Annotated in this window: 17 protein-coding genes; 9 read left to right on the top strand and 8 right to left on the bottom strand. The window is 61.1% G+C overall.

Annotated features, from left to right (window positions below):
- The first annotated feature begins 86 nt into the window (after window positions 1–86).
- The 6 genes from VW35_RS18970 to VW35_RS18945 all read left to right on the top strand — a co-directional run bounded on the left by VW35_RS18970 (window position 87) and on the right by VW35_RS18945 (window position 7529).
- A complete protein-coding gene (locus VW35_RS18970) occupies window positions 87–1016 on the top strand; it encodes a 2-hydroxyacid dehydrogenase (RefSeq protein ID WP_046144900.1) in 930 nt (309 codons plus the stop codon).
- Between the two features lie 61 nt (window positions 1017–1077).
- Window positions 1078–2691, top strand: a complete 1614-nt coding sequence (locus VW35_RS18965; RefSeq protein WP_083983043.1) for an ABC transporter substrate-binding protein — start codon at window positions 1078–1080, stop codon at window positions 2689–2691.
- A 162-nt stretch (window positions 2692–2853) separates the two neighbouring features.
- On the top strand, window positions 2854–3807 hold the full coding sequence (locus tag VW35_RS18960; protein ID WP_046144664.1) for an ABC transporter permease: 954 nt from the start codon (window positions 2854–2856) through the stop codon (window positions 3805–3807).
- Window positions 3800–4678, top strand: coding sequence for an ABC transporter permease (locus VW35_RS18955; RefSeq protein ID WP_046144663.1), 879 nt, complete (start codon window positions 3800–3802; stop codon window positions 4676–4678). Before VW35_RS18960 ends, VW35_RS18955 begins: the two co-directional genes overlap by 8 nt.
- Before the next feature lies 1 nt (window position 4679).
- The gene (locus tag VW35_RS18950) at window positions 4680–6338 is read left to right on the top strand and encodes a gamma-glutamyltransferase (protein WP_046144662.1); all 1659 of its coding nucleotides are present in this window, start codon (window positions 4680–4682) and stop codon (window positions 6336–6338) included.
- Between the two features lie 165 nt (window positions 6339–6503).
- Window positions 6504–7529 (top strand): aldo/keto reductase, encoded by a 1026-nt coding sequence (locus tag VW35_RS18945; RefSeq protein WP_046144661.1) that lies wholly within the window; start codon window positions 6504–6506, stop codon window positions 7527–7529.
- Window positions 7530–7669: 140 nt separating this feature from the next.
- Here VW35_RS18945 and VW35_RS18940 read toward each other — a convergent pair whose 3' ends face one another.
- Window positions 7670–9256, bottom strand: a complete 1587-nt coding sequence (locus tag VW35_RS18940) for an aldehyde dehydrogenase (NADP(+)) (RefSeq protein ID WP_046144660.1) — start codon at window positions 9254–9256, stop codon at window positions 7670–7672.
- 161 nt (window positions 9257–9417) lie between these two features.
- Between VW35_RS18940 and VW35_RS18935 the strand changes: the two genes are divergently transcribed.
- Entirely contained in the window at window positions 9418–9849 is a 432-nt protein-coding gene (locus VW35_RS18935) for a YdeI/OmpD-associated family protein (RefSeq protein WP_200896915.1), read from the top strand.
- On the opposite strand, the gene VW35_RS18930 is transcribed toward VW35_RS18935, so the two are convergent.
- From VW35_RS18930 to nudC, 3 genes are all read right to left on the bottom strand, one after another.
- On the bottom strand, window positions 9830–10258 hold the full coding sequence (locus tag VW35_RS18930; RefSeq protein ID WP_046144898.1) for a DUF1810 domain-containing protein: 429 nt from the start codon (window positions 10256–10258) through the stop codon (window positions 9830–9832). The genes VW35_RS18935 and VW35_RS18930 overlap by 20 nt on opposite strands.
- Window positions 10259–10276: 18 nt before the next feature.
- A complete protein-coding gene (locus VW35_RS18925; protein ID WP_046144659.1) occupies window positions 10277–10579 on the bottom strand; it encodes a PRC-barrel domain-containing protein in 303 nt (100 codons plus the stop codon).
- 76 nt (window positions 10580–10655) lie between these two features.
- Window positions 10656–11615 carry an NAD(+) diphosphatase gene (gene nudC / locus VW35_RS18920; RefSeq protein ID WP_200896914.1) on the bottom strand — a complete coding sequence of 320 codons (960 nt, stop codon included), beginning with the start codon at window positions 11613–11615 and terminating at the stop codon, window positions 10656–10658.
- 115 nt (window positions 11616–11730) lie between these two features.
- Here nudC and VW35_RS18915 point away from each other — a divergent pair, with 115 nt between their 5' ends.
- Window positions 11731–12027, top strand: a complete 297-nt coding sequence (locus VW35_RS18915; protein ID WP_052951900.1) for a DUF1905 domain-containing protein — start codon at window positions 11731–11733, stop codon at window positions 12025–12027.
- A gap of 24 nt (window positions 12028–12051) precedes the next feature.
- Here the strand turns inward: VW35_RS18915 and VW35_RS18910 are convergent, their stop codons facing one another.
- Complete coding sequence (locus VW35_RS18910) at window positions 12052–12642, bottom strand: NADPH-dependent FMN reductase (protein ID WP_046144657.1); 591 nt, start codon at window positions 12640–12642, stop codon at window positions 12052–12054.
- A 177-nt stretch (window positions 12643–12819) separates the two neighbouring features.
- On the opposite strand from VW35_RS18910, the gene VW35_RS18905 reads away from it, so the two are divergent.
- Window positions 12820–13194: a winged helix-turn-helix transcriptional regulator gene (locus VW35_RS18905; RefSeq protein WP_046144656.1), complete on the top strand. Its 375-nt coding sequence runs from the start codon at window positions 12820–12822 to the stop codon at window positions 13192–13194.
- Here VW35_RS18905 and VW35_RS18900 read toward each other — a convergent pair.
- The 3 genes from VW35_RS18900 to VW35_RS18890 form a co-directional block, all read right to left on the bottom strand.
- Window positions 13191–13946, bottom strand: coding sequence for an amino acid ABC transporter ATP-binding protein (locus VW35_RS18900; protein WP_046144655.1), 756 nt, complete (start codon window positions 13944–13946; stop codon window positions 13191–13193). The genes VW35_RS18905 and VW35_RS18900 overlap by 4 nt on opposite strands.
- Window positions 13943–14623 carry an amino acid ABC transporter permease gene (locus VW35_RS18895; protein ID WP_046144654.1) on the bottom strand — a complete coding sequence of 227 codons (681 nt, stop codon included), beginning with the start codon at window positions 14621–14623 and terminating at the stop codon, window positions 13943–13945. The genes VW35_RS18900 and VW35_RS18895 overlap by 4 nt, the downstream gene beginning before the upstream one ends.
- A gap of 67 nt (window positions 14624–14690) precedes the next feature.
- Window positions 14691–15458, bottom strand: a complete 768-nt coding sequence (locus tag VW35_RS18890; protein WP_046144653.1) for an amino acid ABC transporter substrate-binding protein — start codon at window positions 15456–15458, stop codon at window positions 14691–14693.
- Window positions 15459–15682: the final 224 nt, after the last annotated feature.

The following is a 15682-nucleotide window of genomic DNA, read 5'->3' as shown; positions in this document are numbered from 1 at the left end:
ACCCGCCTTGCATGATCTCAAGTGCAGGGAAATTGAATTTTTTCGGCCATTGCATGATCCAAGCTGGACACATCATGCTCCCTGTCATGAAACGTATATTCATTGCCTCGCGCGGAAATCCTGAACAACTGGCCCAACTTTTCCGTGCAGAGCTGCCGGATTATGAGGTCCTGACCGAGCAGCCCAAACCGGGTGATGCCGATGTGCCCTACATCGTCGTCGGCCGTCCGCTGCCCGGCGTCATCCGCGCCGTGCCCGGCCTGAAATTGGTCCTCAGCCTCAATGCCGGCATCGAGCATCTGCTCGCGAGCGGCGAAGTCCCCGACCATCTCCCCATCGTCCGTCTTGTCGACGATGGCCTCGCCCTTGGCATGGCTGAATGGGTTCTGGCCCAGGCCCTGGCCTGGCATCGCAACCTCTTCCTCTATGCCGAACAGCAGGCGCGCGGCGAATGGACCCCGCAGCCCGAAAAGCTCGCCAATGAGCGCAAGGTCACCGTTCTCGGCGCCGGCGCTCTCGGTCGCCCAGTCGCCGAGCACTTCGTCCGGTTCGGTTTCGACACCCGTGTTTGGGCGCGCTCGCATCACGAGATCGAGGGCGCGACCACCTATGCAGGCATGGACCAATTGGCCAATGCCGTCCGCGGATCGGACATTTTGGTCAACCTTCTGCCCCTGACTAACGAAACCGCCGACATCGTCGATCTCGATGTTATCGGAATGCTAACAGATGGCGCCTTTTTCATTAACGGTGCGCGGGGTGGTCACGTCGTCGATGCCGACCTTCTGGCTGCCCTCGACGGCGGCAAATTGAGCGGCGCAGCGCTCGATGTTTTCCGCATCGAGCCGCTCCCATCCGACGATCCGCTCTGGAAACACCCCAAGGTCCGGCTCTCGCCCCACGTTGCGGCGCCGACGCACCAGCACATGGCCGTCAAGGAAATGGTCAGCAATATCAAGCGCTTCGAACGCGGCGAGCCGATCCCGCACGCTGTCGATCGCAGCCTTGGCTACTGAATAAGACCGGAAAATCCGGCACCGGAGAGAACGCCCCTAGGGCAGAAGCAAGGAAGAGAACATGACGTTTAAATTGACGAGACGTGCCGCCCTTCAGGGCATGCTGGCCGGTGGCGTGGCCATGACCGCATTCCGTGCCTTCCCGGCCTACGCCCAGGCTCCTGGCGGCACGCTAACTGTCGGTCTCACCTATGAAATCGACACCATGAATGTCTACTCCACCGGCTTTTTGGGCGACGCCCAAGCCGCTGTTGTAGAAGGACTTTTGGCGCCCGGCTCGGACGCGAAGTACGTCCCCGTTCTCGCCACCGAAGTGCCGACGCTCGAAAACGGCGGCATCGTCGTTGCCGAAGACGGCAAGACCATGAAGATCACCTATAAGCTCCGCGAAGGCGTCAAGTGGCACGACGGCGAACCCTTCACCTCGGCTGACGTCAAGTACACCTGGGAAGCGGTCAAGGACCCGGCCTTCATCGCTGAATCCAAGGACGGCACCGAAGAAGTCGAGAGCATTGAAACGCCTGACGATTTGACCGTGATCGTCAACTACAACACCATCCTGCCGACTTTCGCCTCGACGCTCTTTACCTTCGGCATCCTGCCCAAGCATGTCCTCGAAGGCACCGATCTCAACACCTCGACCTACAACGAAACCCCGATCGGCACAGGCCCGTTCAAGGTCACCGAATTCGTGCGCGGCCAGTATGTCGTCACCGAACGTTTCGACGAATACTGGGACAAGGCCGAGAACGGCGATCAGCTGCCGTACCTTGACTCCATCATCTTCAAGATGATCCCGGACACCAATACCCTGATCACCCAGCTCCGCTCGGGCGAAGTGACCATGGTCGTCTCGACCCCGTACAGCCAGGCTTCGCAGGTCGAAGGCATTGACGGCATCGAGATCGTCAAGGGTCCGCTACTCTCCTGGCAGCACCTCGACTTCAACTTCAAGAACCCGACGCTTGCCGATCTCGAAGTGCGCAAGGCCATTGCCATGGGCATCGACCGCAATGTCCTGATCCGCGCCCAGGGCGGGTTCCCTGAAGCCATCAAGTCCCCGGTTGTGCCGGTTTTCGAATGGTACGACGCCGAGACCCCCGAAATCGCTTATGACGTCGAAGGCGCCAAGGCAGCGCTTGATGCCGCAGGCTATGTTGCCGGCAGCGACGGCATCCGCGAAAAGGACGGCAATCGCCTCTCCTACCAGTTCATGGTCCAGGCCGGCCGCGCCGATGACGAACTCGCCCAGCAGGTGATCATCGCCCAGCTCAAGGCCATTGGCATCGAAGCCACCGCCAACAACCAGACCGGCGTTGCTTACCGCGAAGCCCGATACAACGGCGGCTACGACCTCATTTATGGTCGCTGGATCACCTCGGCCGACCCGGTCTACTCGGTGTTCTGGGGCACGGGCGGCGCCAATAACGGCCAGTCCTATTCCAATCCCAAGCTCGATGAGGCCTTCGCCAAGTTCGAGAATTCGCTCGACACTGCCGTGCGTATGGAAGCGGCCAAGGAATTCCAGACAATCCTTGCTGAGGATCTGCCGAGCATTCCATTGACGACCAACGTTGCGCTGATCGCCAAGACCGCCAAACTCAAGGACTTCGTGCCCAACCCGACCAACATGACCAATTTCGTGCACACCGCCGAATGGTACATGGAAGGCTGAGCCTGACATCGGGCCGTCCGGCAGCAGCCGGGCGGCCTCCCTCGAGGCACCATTCCCACGCAAGCCTTGCCTTTCGGGCAATTCCGCTTTCGTTGGAATGATGCTTTTCTTTGTATTCCTGGCGCCAGACTGCGCCGCACCAGACACGACCCGGGAGGCGGCATGAGTCTAGGTTACGTCATCCGCCGTTTGCTCGGCGCTATACCACTTCTGCTCGGCATTTCGCTGATCCTGTTCACCATCATCCATCTCGCGCCAGGTGGACCGCTGGACATGTATCTTGAAAACCCCGCCGTCAGCAAAGAAGCGCTGGATCAGATCGCCAGGGCTTATGGCCTCGATCAGCCTGTGCCTGTTCAATATTTCCTCTGGCTCAAATCCATGCTGGTGGGCGATTGGGGCTATTCGATCCGCACCGGACGCCCCGTCCTGACCGAGATCGTGCTGCGCCTTGGCCCCACGCTCGAGCTCGGTGGCCTGTCGCTGCTGATTTCGCTGGCTTTGGCCATTCCGCTCGGTATCATCAGCGCCTCGCGCCGCGGCTCCAAGCTCGATACCACCGTGACGCTCGCCTCCTTCGCCGGCATTTCCATCCCCGTGTTCTGGATGGCGTTGCTGCTGCAGCTCTTTTTCTCGGTGCAACTCGGCTGGCTGCCGTCAGCGGGCTACAAGTCGATTGGTGGTGGCGACTTCCTCGACCGGCTCAGCCATATCGTCATGCCGGCAGCGGTGCTGTCGCTCGCGACGATTGCGAGCTGGAGCCGCTTCATCCGCTCCGGCATGGTCGATGTGCTCAATCAGGATTACATCCGGACCGCCTATGCCAAGGGCCGCTCGGAGCGCGCCGTCGTCGTGCTTCACGCTTTGCGCAACGCCATGATTCCGGCGGTCACTGTCATCGCCGTCGATTTCGGCACCGTCATCTCTGGCGCGGTCATCACCGAAACCGTCTTTGCCTGGCCCGGCATCGGCCGTCTCTTCATGGAAAGCATGGATGGGCGCGACTACCCGATGCTGATGGGTCTCATGATGATGGGTTCACTCGGCATCATTCTCGCCAACATCGTCGCCGACCTCGCCTATGCCGCTCTCGATCCGAGGATCCGTTATGGCTGACACCACAGTTCCCATCGCCGCGCAGCCGCCGCAGTCCTATGGTCGCCGCGTCGTGCGCCGCTTCCTGCGGCATACACCTGCGGTTCTGAGCCTCGCTTTTCTGCTTCTGCTAGGTGCCGTGGTCATCGTTGGACCATGGGTCTCGCCTTACACCTTCGACGGCCAGGATTTTATGCTGATCGGCGCGCCCGGTCCGATGTCGGCCGAGCATTGGCTCGGAACGGACGAACTCGGCCGCGATGCCCTGACGCGCCTTATCCATGGCGGCCGCGTGTCGCTGGCGGTGGGCCTTGCCGGCGCGATCATCGCGACCTTTGCAGGCACGCTGGTCGGGGCTGTCTCGGGCTTTTATCGCGGCTGGGTCGATCAGGTGCTGATGCGTCTTACCGACGTCATGCTGTCGATCCCGACGCTGCCGCTGGTGCTCCTGCTATCGGGTCTGTTCCGCCCCAGCCCGCCGCTCCTCGTCGCGATCGTCGGTCTTCTCATCTGGATGGGCACCGCCCGTCTTGTTCGCAGCCAGTTCATGGCCCTGCGTGAACGAGAGTTCGTGGAAGCTGCTCGCGCGCTCGGTGCCAGCGGTCCGCGGCTGATGTTCCGGCATATCCTCCCCAATGCCATCGGGCCAATCACCGTTTCGGCGACTTTGGCCGTGGGCAGCGCTATTATGCTGGAGTCCGCCTTGTCCTTCTTGGGCTTCGGCATCCAACCGCCGGTGCCCACCTGGGGCAATCTTCTCAACAGCGCCTCATCCTGGCTGTCGGTCGCGCCCTGGCTCGCCATTCCGCCGGGTCTGCTGATCCTCTTCACCGTTCTGGCCGTGAATTTCCTCGGCGACGGCCTGCGCGATGCCATGGAGCCGCGGGAGTAACATGCGACCTCTGCAAGACTACATCGCCGACCAGGGCCCAAAACCCCTGGCCGAAGGCCGCGCCGTGGCCAGCACGGGCAATCCGATCGTTACCGAAACGGCGATCGATATTTTGGCGGCAGGCGGCAACGCGGCCGACGCCGCCATCGCCGCAGCGTTGGTGCAGGCCGTTGTCGAACCGCATCTCACGAGCCATGCCGGCATGGTTTCGTGCCTTTATTGGGATCGCGCAAAGAAGCAGGCACATCAGCTCAACGCGCTGGGGACCCTTGCGTCAGACCTTCCGCCCTTTCGTCCAATCAATGGGGTAGGGGGCTGGGCCCGCGAAGGCGCGCCCGGACCGCAGGCGGCTGTTCCTGGCTTCATGCCGGGCCTTGCCGCGCTCCACGAACGCTACGGCACCAAGAGCTGGGCGGAGCTCTGTGCGCCAGCCGTCGAATGGGCAGAGCGGGGGCACGCGGTCTCCTCCTTCGAATACGGCGTCAATGTCTTCGCCGCACCCTTTTGCACCTATTTCGAATCCGGCCGCGCGGTCTTCATGCCAGAGGGTTTCCTGACGCCGGTGGGCCAGGTGGTGCGCAATCCCGCGTTGGCCGAAACGATGAAGCGTCTGGCCGCCGAGGGACCGGACTATTTTACCACTGGCGCGTGGGCCGAGGCCTTCATTACCGCCGGCAACGATCTTGGGTGGCCGGTCCGTCTCGATCATCTCACCGCCAACCCGCCGCGCTGGCAGACGCCACTGCGCTTCATGCATCGCGGGCATGATGTCGTCAGCCTCGCGCCGCCCGAACGGCAAGGTGCGTTCTGCGCCATGGTGCTCGGCATTCTCGATCATGCCGGCATTGCGGACATGGAGCCATTCGGCGCCGATTACGTCTTCACCATGGCTCACGCCCTGCGCCTCGCCGAACAGGCCTGCGGCTTCCTTCACGATCCAGTCGTGGCTGGCGATGCCGCCTCGGTCCTGATGGACCCCGCCTATCACGCCCAAAAAGCCAAGCTCATCGCCGTCAGCCGGCCGCATGTCGACCTGACCGAGCATGTGCGCCTCACCCGCGGCCGCGCGGCGCTCGCTGCCAGTGGTTGGAACAGCGCGAGCCGCAAGCCCCCGGTCGGCTCCTGCGAAATTTCCATCGTCGATGCGGACGGCAACTGGATCCAGATGATGAACACCATTCAGTCCGGCGGCATCCCGGGCATGGCAGTCGGCGGCGTCTTCATGATGGGCTCGCACGAGCAGACCGCGATGAACGCCCATTTCTCCAATTTCCGCGTCCCCGGCGCACGCATGCGCAATATCCTGGGCAACACCTTCGTCATGAAGGACGGCGCGCCCTGGCTGGCACTGGGCACGCCGGGCAATGTCTACGCAACCGTGGCCCAGATGCTTGTGCACATCCTCGATTTCGGCATGGACCCGCAGGCGGCCTCGGACGCGCCGCGCATGCTGCCGCTTGAGGACGATTATACGCTGCACATCGAGAGCCGGCTGAACGCGAAGACGGTCACGGATCTCACCGCCATGGGCCTGCTCCTCGGGCCGATGCCTCAATGGGACTGGAATCAGGGCTCATTTCAGATGTGCTGGCGCGACGGCGATCGATTAGTAGCCAGCGCCGACTTCCGCCGTACCGGGGCAGCGTCGGCTCTCCGCTAGACGCCCAAAAGATTGTCTCTGCGCTCACGCGGGAAAGCCGACGGAGACTGCCAGTCATTTTCGTAGCATGGCGTTGCCGGGCTCGGTCGTACCCGCTACCATCCAAGTCGCTGACGGAAAGAGCGGCGCGCGTCGCTGATCACGTCCCTTCATCTGGATTTACCCATGACCTATCGTGCCGCGCCCGGTCGCTATGAGACCATGCAATATCGCAATGCTGGTCGATCCGGGCTCAAACTGCCCGTCATCAGTCTTGGCCTTTGGCAGAATTTTGGCGGTGCGCGCGACTATCCGTCTGCCTTCGAAATCCTCGGCGCGGCCTTCGATGCTGGTATCACCCATTTCGACCTCGCCAACAATTACGGTCCGCCGCCGGGCTCGGCCGAAGAACTATTCGGGCAAGTGATGGCACGTGACTTCCGGCCATATCGGGACGAGCTGATCATCTCGTCCAAGGCCGGCTACAATATGTGGGAGGGCCCATACGGCGAGTGGGGAAGCCGCAAAAGCCTCATCGCCTCGGCGGAGCAATCGCTAAGACGCCTCGGCCTCGACTACGTCGATGTGTTCTATTCCCATCGGTTCGATCCCAAAACGCCGCTGGAAGAGACGATGGGTGCGTTGGCGACGCTCGTTGCACAGGGCAAGACACTCTATGTCGGCATTTCCAACTATCCGGAAGCGGAAACCCGGAAAGCGCACGCGATCCTTCAGTCCCTTGGCGTGCCGTGCATCCTTCATCAGCCGAGCTATTCGATCCTCAACCGCTGGATAGAAGACGACAAGACAATCGATGCCTGCGGGGAGCTTGGCATCGGGATGATCGCCTTCTCACCGCTCGCCCAGGGTGTCCTTTCTGGCAAGTACAATACCGGCGAGACCGATGGCGCGCGCGGCACCAGCAATAACCCTTTCCTCAAGGCTGACCGGATCAAGCCCGAGACCCTGGACGCCGTCGGCAAGCTTGGCGTCATTGCCAGGGCGCGCGGCCAGACCATGCCGCAAATGGCGCTTGCCTGGGTGCTGCGCCGGCCAGAACTCACCTCTTCCCTGATCGGGGTTCGTACTCTCAACCAGCTCAAGGACAACCTCGGAGCGCTCGATAATTTGAGCTTTTCCGCGGAGGAAACGGCGGCCATCGACAGCGCCGTTGCGGGGGGACTGACGCCGAGCCATCCCAAGTGGTGGTAGTGCAGCGAAAAGACAGCGCCTTTGATTGAGTTGGATGGACTCTAGAAGCGCGCCGTTGGCCGAAACCACGCCGCGACTTGGCTGGTTGCACCCTCAGACGTTCTTCAGCTCTGCCTCACTCGCGCAGTTGTGTTTTTTGATCATCCAGGGCTTTTGACGACCCCATCCAGCAAGTGCGGGTGGGCCGATAGCGCCTCACCCTGCAGTTCGTTCGGCAACAGCGCTGCGGGAAGCGACTGGTAGGAGACCGGGCGGAGGAAGCGGCGGATGGCGAGCGTGCCAACCGAGGTCGTGGCGCCTGCAGACGTCGCTGGATACGGCCCGCCATGGACCATGGCATCGGTGACCTCAACGCCCGTCGGCCACTCATTGGCCAGGATGCGCCCAGCCTTGAGCTCCAAGGTTGGCATCAGGCTGCGAGCGAGCGGAATGTCCTCGGCTTCAAGTTGAAGCGTAGCAGTCAGTTGGCCTTCGATATAGGCGAGAGCCCTCTCCAGTTCCCCGACGTCCTGGCAAACGACGATCAACGACGATGCGCCGAAAACCTCGCGCTCGAGGTCAGGGTTCTGCGTAAAAGTCGCAAAATCCGTGCGAAACACGGCGGCGCGTCCACGATTGGGTCCGTTCGGCGGCTGGCTTTCGCCGATAGTCGTGACGCCGGGCGAATGCTGCAGCGCGTCGCGGCCGCGTTCAAAAGCGCCGTAGATGTTTTTGGTGAGCATGACCGCCGGCTCATGGTCGCCGATTTCGGCTGCCAGAGCTGACAGGAAGGGCGAGAGTTCAGGACCGTCGATCACGAAAACAAGGCCAGGATTGGTGCAGAACTGCCCGGCGCCTTGCGTCAGCGAGCCGACATAGCCCTTGGCAAGGTCTGCTGGACGGCGCTTGAGCGCCTCGGGAAACAACAGGACCGGATTGATGCTGCTCATCTCGGCATAGACCGGGATCGGTTCGGGGCGGGAAGCGGCGAGGTTGACGAGCGCCATGCCGCCCGCGCGCGAGCCGGTGAAACCAACCGCCTTGATGGCCGGGTTCTTGACGAGTTCCGTGCCGGTGGCGACTTCGCCGGGAAGATAGGAGAAAACGCCTTCCGGCATGTTGGTACGGATCGCCGCCTTTCTGACCGCGCGAGCAACGAGTTCGCCCGTACCGGGATGGGCGGGGTGGCCCTTGACGATGACGGGGCAACCGGCTGCTAGCGCGGAGGACGTGTCGCCGCCAGCTACGGAAAAGGCGAGGGGAAAGTTGCTCGAACCAAAAACGGCAACGGGGCCAAGCGGAATTTGACGCAGATGGAATGCCGACTTTGGAAGAGGTGCGCGATCGGGCTGGGCAGTATCGACGCGTAGATCGAGCCAGTCACCGCGCTCGACGACGCGGGCGAAGAGTTCGAGTTGCCAGCAGGTGCGTGTGCGCTCGGTTTTGATGCGCGCCTCAGGCAAACCGGTTTCCTGCATGGCGCGCGAGATAAGGTCATCGCCAAGCGTCATGATTTCTTCCGCGATTGCGCGCAAGAAAGTGGCGCGCTGCGTGTAGGGCAGGTGACGATAGGGCTGGAACGCCGCGGCCGCGAGCGAGGAGGCGCGGGCGGCATCTTCGGCGCTTGATATGCGGAATGCGGGCTCAAGCATCTCGCCGGTCGACGGGTTGAAGGCGAGAAAGCTCTGCTCTTCGCGCGCAATGTCGGCATTGCCGATGAGGGCGGCTCCGGTGATCTTCTCCGACATGTTCGGCAGTTCCTCGGTTTAAAGTCAAACTTAGGTAATCGCCGGCATGCCGGCTCACAACAGCGCCGTGGGGATTGTCAGCCATGCACGGAGGATGATTTGGGTCACCCCTCGGCCGACATGCTGAAATGTTTAAAAGTGACATTGGATTTTGATGGAAAATGGCGATGAAGTTCTCGTGCATTCTTTTTCAGATGGGCAATAATACCGGCATCGAAGTCCCTGAACATGTGCTCGAAGCGCTCGGCAGCCGACGCGCAGCCGTCAAAGTAACGGTCAACGGATATGTTTACCGAAGCACCATCGGAGCAATGGCGGGGAAAGCGCTCATTCCCTTTAGCTCCGAGCACCGTAAGGCCAGCGGTCTCAAGGGCGGCGACACCGTCGACGTCGCCGTCGAGAAAGACGATGCGCCTCGGGAAATCGAAGTGCCCGCGGATCTTCTTGACGCATTGGCATCAGATGATTTGAAGGCGGGTTTCGAGGCGCTCGCGCCATCGAAACGCAAGGCGCATGTCCTGTCGGTCGAAGATGCAAAGACACCCGAAACCCGGACAAAGCGGATCGAAAAGGTTATTGCGAGCTTGCGCTGATCGATAGTCGTTTGAGTGTTTCGGGGTCTTCTACGCCACCGTAGAACCGATCTATCGCGTCGTAGAAGTGCGGTTCGTCGGGGTTGGCAGCGGCAAACAGGGTCATGGATGACCGGAACTTGAGGTCGTCCGGCGTGCCGAAAATTACGTGGGCGGTCAAGGAGCCGGCATGAGGCATAACGGCTTCAACGCTCCGGCGTAGCCGAGGGCCGAGGACATCATGGGCAAGATAGGCCTGTGCTTCCTTGATGTCCTTGATGGCAAAGCGCTGAGCCATGGGAGAATGTCCCAGTCCCGCGATTTGTGGAAAAATGAACCACATCCAGTGGCTACGCTTATGGCCGGACGCCAGCTCTGCCAGCGCCCGGCCATAAGTGTCTTCCTGAGCCTCGAGAAAGTGTTGGAACACGTCTCTAGCCCACTTCACTTAGTGATGATGGTGGTGCTCAGGCATTTCCTTGAGCTGGTCCTTGGTCCAGGTCGTTACGGCATGGACGTCGCCGGCTTCATCGCGCATGAATTCGAGATCGTTCAGCGGCACGGCCACGGGCTTCGCGCCGATCCCGAGAAAGCCGCCAACGTCGATGACCGCAGTGCTCGCGGGGCCGCTGCCATGAACATGATCGATCTTGCCGACCTTATGGTCGTCGGCGCCGTAGATCGTTGCGCCTTCAAGAATGGAGGGGGTGAGTTCGGCACTGGTCAGACGCACGTGCTGTGAGTGATCCATTTTCACGGTCCTTCATTTGGTTATGCCAAGTGAAGTCCTGAACCGGCCTTCCGTTCCTTCCCCGCGGCGCGATCACTTAGTTGTGCCAGTGCGTCGCCTCAAAAAGGTGGCCATCGGCCCATGCCGAAATTAGCGCTGCAGCAATGGTCCCAGGGCGCGGGCTGTTGATGTCCGGATGCGTGCCCGCAAGGATCAAAAGCACATCGTCCCGGCTGACCCAGCGCGCATCCGCCAATTCCACTGGATCGATGGTGATAAGGTCGCTGACAGCCTCCCCGTGACACCCGAACATCAGTGACATTGGAAAGGGCCAGGGCTGCGAGGTCACATAGCGCACGGCTGCAACTTCGATATGGCTCTCTTCAAGAACTTCCCGTCTAACCGCCGCTTCGATGGTTTCGCCGGGCTCTACGAATCCTGCCAGCAGCGAATACATCCGTTCCGGCCAGCTTGGACCCCGGCCGAGCAGCAGGTTGTCGCCCCGGGTAATCGCCATGATCACGACCGGATCGGTGCGCGGAAAATGCTGCGTGCCGCATTTCGGGCATTTGCGGACCCAGCCGAGACTCTCGACGTTGCTTTCCGCCCCGCAATTGGCGCAGAAGCGGTGGGTGGAGTGCCAGGTGAGAAGTGCGCGGCCAGTGGCGACGCATTCGCCCTCAAGCACCGTCAGGCCTGGCATGACGCTACGCACCTCGACGAGCCTTGCCTCTGGCCAGGCAGGGTGGACCTGAAGGCTCTGGTCGACGAACTGACCGATGGTCGCCGCGTCCTCTGGTGGCGTCCAGAGCGGTAGATCGACTGCGAAGCGCGGTCCATCGGGCGTCAGGCCAAGGAAAATGGGATGGTCGCGGCGATCGGATAGGGCCGGATGATCAAGCCGCACTGCAACGGGATGCCCATCATCTGCTGCCAGAAGCTTGCCACGCCAAAAGACCAGGGCCAGGGCCCTCGGATCCTTTGACACATCATCGCTGGCGCGCAGGTGCGCGGCCCGATCGAGTTGTCCGGGGGCGAATGCAAAGGGCGTATCCACGATCGTTCTCCAATTGGGCCTCTGGTTTAGGAGCACATCGAAGGAGCCGCAAGCGGCCTCACAACTTGCTGTCGACCCTTTGCCGGATCATTCTTGCTTTGCAATGGAGGGCGATATGGATCGCTTCACGTTCGAAGCCCAGGTCATTCAGTGGCGCGGTCCCGCGCCCTATTTCTTCGCCGCGATCCCAGCGGAGGTGGCAGACAAGATCAGCCGTCTTCGCAAGGTCTTTTCTTATGGCTGGGGCGTTATTCCGGTGACGGTCTCGATCCAGTCCGTGCCGTTTTGTACGTCACTTTTTCCCAAGGACGGCGGCTACTTACTGCCGCTCAAGGATGCTGTCCGCAAGAAGCTTGCTATCCCGGAGGATGGCGTCTTGCAGATTGTTCTCACGCTCGGACGCAGCGAATAGGCGGGCATCGCGCCCGCCTCGCGATCAAGCGGCTTCGCGCTTTTCGGCCGGCTGGTGCAACGGCTTGAGGGCACCGGCCCATTTGTGCAGTTCCTCAAGCTGAGTGTTCAACCCGGCGGTCATGGCCTCATTGGCGCGGAAGACGCCGTCTTCGCCGATGAACTGCGAGAACATCGGCACGGGAACCGTCTGCGACAGTGCGTGGACATTCACATTCCCAAGAAGCTGGCGGAGCGTCTGGGCGGCACGCAGGCCGCCTGAAATGCCGCCATAGCTCACGACCCCTGCAGCTTTGTAACCCCATTCCTTGAGCAGGGTCTGAATGGCGTTTACGAGCGAAGCGGGCGCAAAGAAATTGTATTCAGGCGAGACGAAGATGAAGGCGTCCGCTTCCGAAACGATCTTGGCCCAGCGTTTCGTATGCGGATGTTCGTACTTCTGCATTGCCGGGTGAACCGCTTCATCGAGCAGCGGCAGTTTGAGCTCAAGAAGGTCGACAAGCTCGACGTCGAACTTGCCGTGCGTTCGCGCAGCCTCTTCCACCCACTTGGCAATGGTGGGCCCAACGCGGCCGGGGCGGGTGCTGCCGATTATGATCTTGAGTTTGAGTGTCATTAAAGTAGTCCTTGAAGGCGCAGGGGTCGACCACGGGAGGAGGACCCGGATCGACCTAAGGCAAATCTTGTGATCGTATCCAGCGGAGACTTTAGTTTCCGTTGGATACTGAATGCTTATGGACTATGCTCACACTGCTGCACAAGACGGCACCTGTTTGATACCGGAGTATCTGTCATGAAACCTCAGCAACAATCACATGCCCTGGCCTATTGCGGGGCGGCGAGGGATATCCTGACGATTATCGGCGCCAAGTGGTCGGTGCTGGTGGTGAGCCTCCTCGAAGAACGAGCGAAGCGCTTTTCCGAACTCAAGCGGGAGATCGGCGATGTGACGCAGAAATCGCTGACGACGGTGCTGCGCGAGCTCGAAAAGGACGGCATCATAGAGCGGGTGGTCACGCCAATCGTGCCGCCCCGGGTCGATTACAGTCTCACTCCGCTTGGGAGAAGCCTCCTCGTGCCGATCAAGTCGCTCCGGATATGGGCTATGGAGAACCATCCGGCGATCGTTCAATCGCGCTCGCGTTATGCGGAAAAGGAAGCCGCTTAGCCGCTGGCCTGGGCGGTGAGCACCGAGATGAATTTTCGGGTCTGCTCTTGCGCTGGCTTGTGAAAAACCTGCTGGGCCGGGCCCGCCTCGATGACCGTGCCGGCTTGGAGAAAAACGACATTGGAGGCGATCGTTGCCGCGAGGCGCAGATCGTGCGTCGCCATCAGCATGGTTGTGCCGTCGCGCGCGAGCTGGGCGAGAACCTCTACCACCTCGGCCGCCAATTGAGGATCGAGCGCCGAGGTCGGCTCGTCGCAGAGCAGTACGCGCGGGGAGGGCGCCAAAGCACGGGCAATGGCGACGCGCTGCTGCTGGCCGCCCGACAGGCTCGATGGCCAGGCATCTGCCTTTGCCGTCATGCCGACCTTCTCGAGCAGATCGCGCGCCCTGGCTTCGGCTCTCTCCCTAGGCCACTTCAGCACGGTCGTCAGGCTCTCCATGACATTGCCGAGTACGGTGAGGTGCGGGAAAAGCTGAAAGTTTTGGAAGACCATGCCGGTCTTGCGGCGCAAGGCGAGTATGGCGTCCCGGCCGATCCTGGCGCCTGGCGCGAATGAGATCGCAGTGTCATCGACGCGGACTGTGCCGGATTGCGGAATTTCGAGAAGGTTGACGCAGCGAAGCAACGTGCTCTTCCCGCTGCCCGAGGCGCCGATCAAAGCTGTGACGCTACCCTCGGGCACGGCAATGCTGACGCCACGGAGCACATGATTGTCGCCGAAGCTTTTCTCGATGTTGTCGAGGGTAATCATGAGGCCGCCTCGAGATAGCCGCCATAGCGGGAGAAGCGCTTTTCAACGCGCGCCTGCAGGGATGAGAGTGCGGAGCTGACAACGAGGTAGATCAGCGCGACTTCAATATAAAGGATCAAAGGCTCGTAACTCGTCGCGACGATGCGTTGCCCGGCGCGGAAAAGCTCTGGCACGGTGATGGCGGCGGCCAGCGAAGTATCCTTCACCAGCGAAATGAAGGTGTTGGACAGTGGAGGCACGGCGATACGCGCGGCTTGCGGCAGGATGGTTCGGCGCATCGCCTGCGACCAAGTCATGCCGATCGAAAAAGCCGCCTCCCACTGGCCCTTCGGCACAGCTAGAAGCACGGCACGGACGATCTCGGACGTGTAGGCGCCGACATTGAGCGTGAAGCCGATGAGGGCTGCGGGAAAGGCGTCGAGCACGATGCCGACGCTAGGCAGGCCGTAAAAAATCAGGAATAGCTGCACGAGGAGTGGCGTGCCGCGGATGATCCAGACGTAAAACCGGACCACGGCGGCAAAGGGCCAGGGCGCAAAGAGCCGAATGACGGCGGCAAGAAAGCCGACGCCCAGCCCGAGAGCGAATGACAAAAGTGTCAGCGGAACGGTGAACAACAGGCAGGCCCACAAAAGCGAGGGCAGCGAGTCGATCATCAAGGTGAGCCAATGCGGCATCTGGTCTCGCTCAAGGAAAAGGATCGGCCTGTTGGCCGATCCTTGTAAAGGCTAACCGTGATGGCGGCTACTGCGAGACGTCTTCGCCGAAATATTTCTCGGAGATGGCCGTATAGGCGCCATCGGCCTTGATGGCTTCGAGCGCCTCGTTGATAGCCGCGAGCAGTTCCGGCTTACCCTTGGCCAGGATCACGCCCGAATAATCGGCATTGTCGGCCGTAGCGACGATCTTGACCGGCGCATCGGGCTGCTGAGTCTTGAAATCGTAAAAAGAGAGGCTGTCGTTGATGGTCGCATCGGCGCGGCCCTGGATGACGAGAGCTATAGACTGATCAAAGCCTTCCGTACCGACGAGCTCGGCGCCATAGGACTCCGCCAGCTTGCCGAAATTGCTGGTCAGGCTCTGTGCGGCCTTCTTGCCGGCAAGCGTTTCAAAGCTCGTGATGTCGGTATTGTCGTCTTTGACGACCAGTGCAGCCTTGGACGCGATGTAGGGCTCGGAGAAATCGTACTTCGCCTTGCGCTCATCGGTAATGCCGACCTGATTGATGACGACGTCATAGCGGTTGGCGTCGATGCCGGCGATCAGGCCATCCCAGGGACCTTCGATGAACTCGGCCTTGACCCCGAGATGCTCGGCAATTGCTTCGCCGATTTCCACGTCGAAGCCGACGAGAGCCCCGGTATCATCGTGGAAGGTGAAGGGCGCGTAGGTGCCTTCGGTGCCGATCCGGAGCGTGCCGGCCGATTTGATCTGGTCGAGGGCGGACTGGGCGAAGACGGGGGTCGCCAGTGTCGCAAGGCCGATGGCGGCCAGCACGGTCGAGAGTTTCATCTTGTTTTTTCCTTCGTTCTTTCGCCTGCAAAACGGGCTCGAAAGTCGAAGAGAAGTTGCCCTCGGATGACCGGCTTTTCAACGGGTTGGGCAGATGTTTTTCGCGGCGGGCCTGCCGTGGTTTCCTGTGCTCAGGCGAGCAGCAGTTTGAGTGCGTCCTTGCCGGAAAGCAGGCAGAATGAGGAGGCCGTCAAGGCCTGCAACTCACCCGCCAAAAAGTTGAG

Source organism: Devosia soli, from assembly GCF_000970455.1.
In the GTDB taxonomy this organism is placed as follows: domain Bacteria; phylum Pseudomonadota; class Alphaproteobacteria; order Rhizobiales; family Devosiaceae; genus Devosia; species Devosia soli.
Note: the sequence above shows the minus strand (reverse complement) of the source record. Positions and strands in the feature narration are given on the sequence as shown.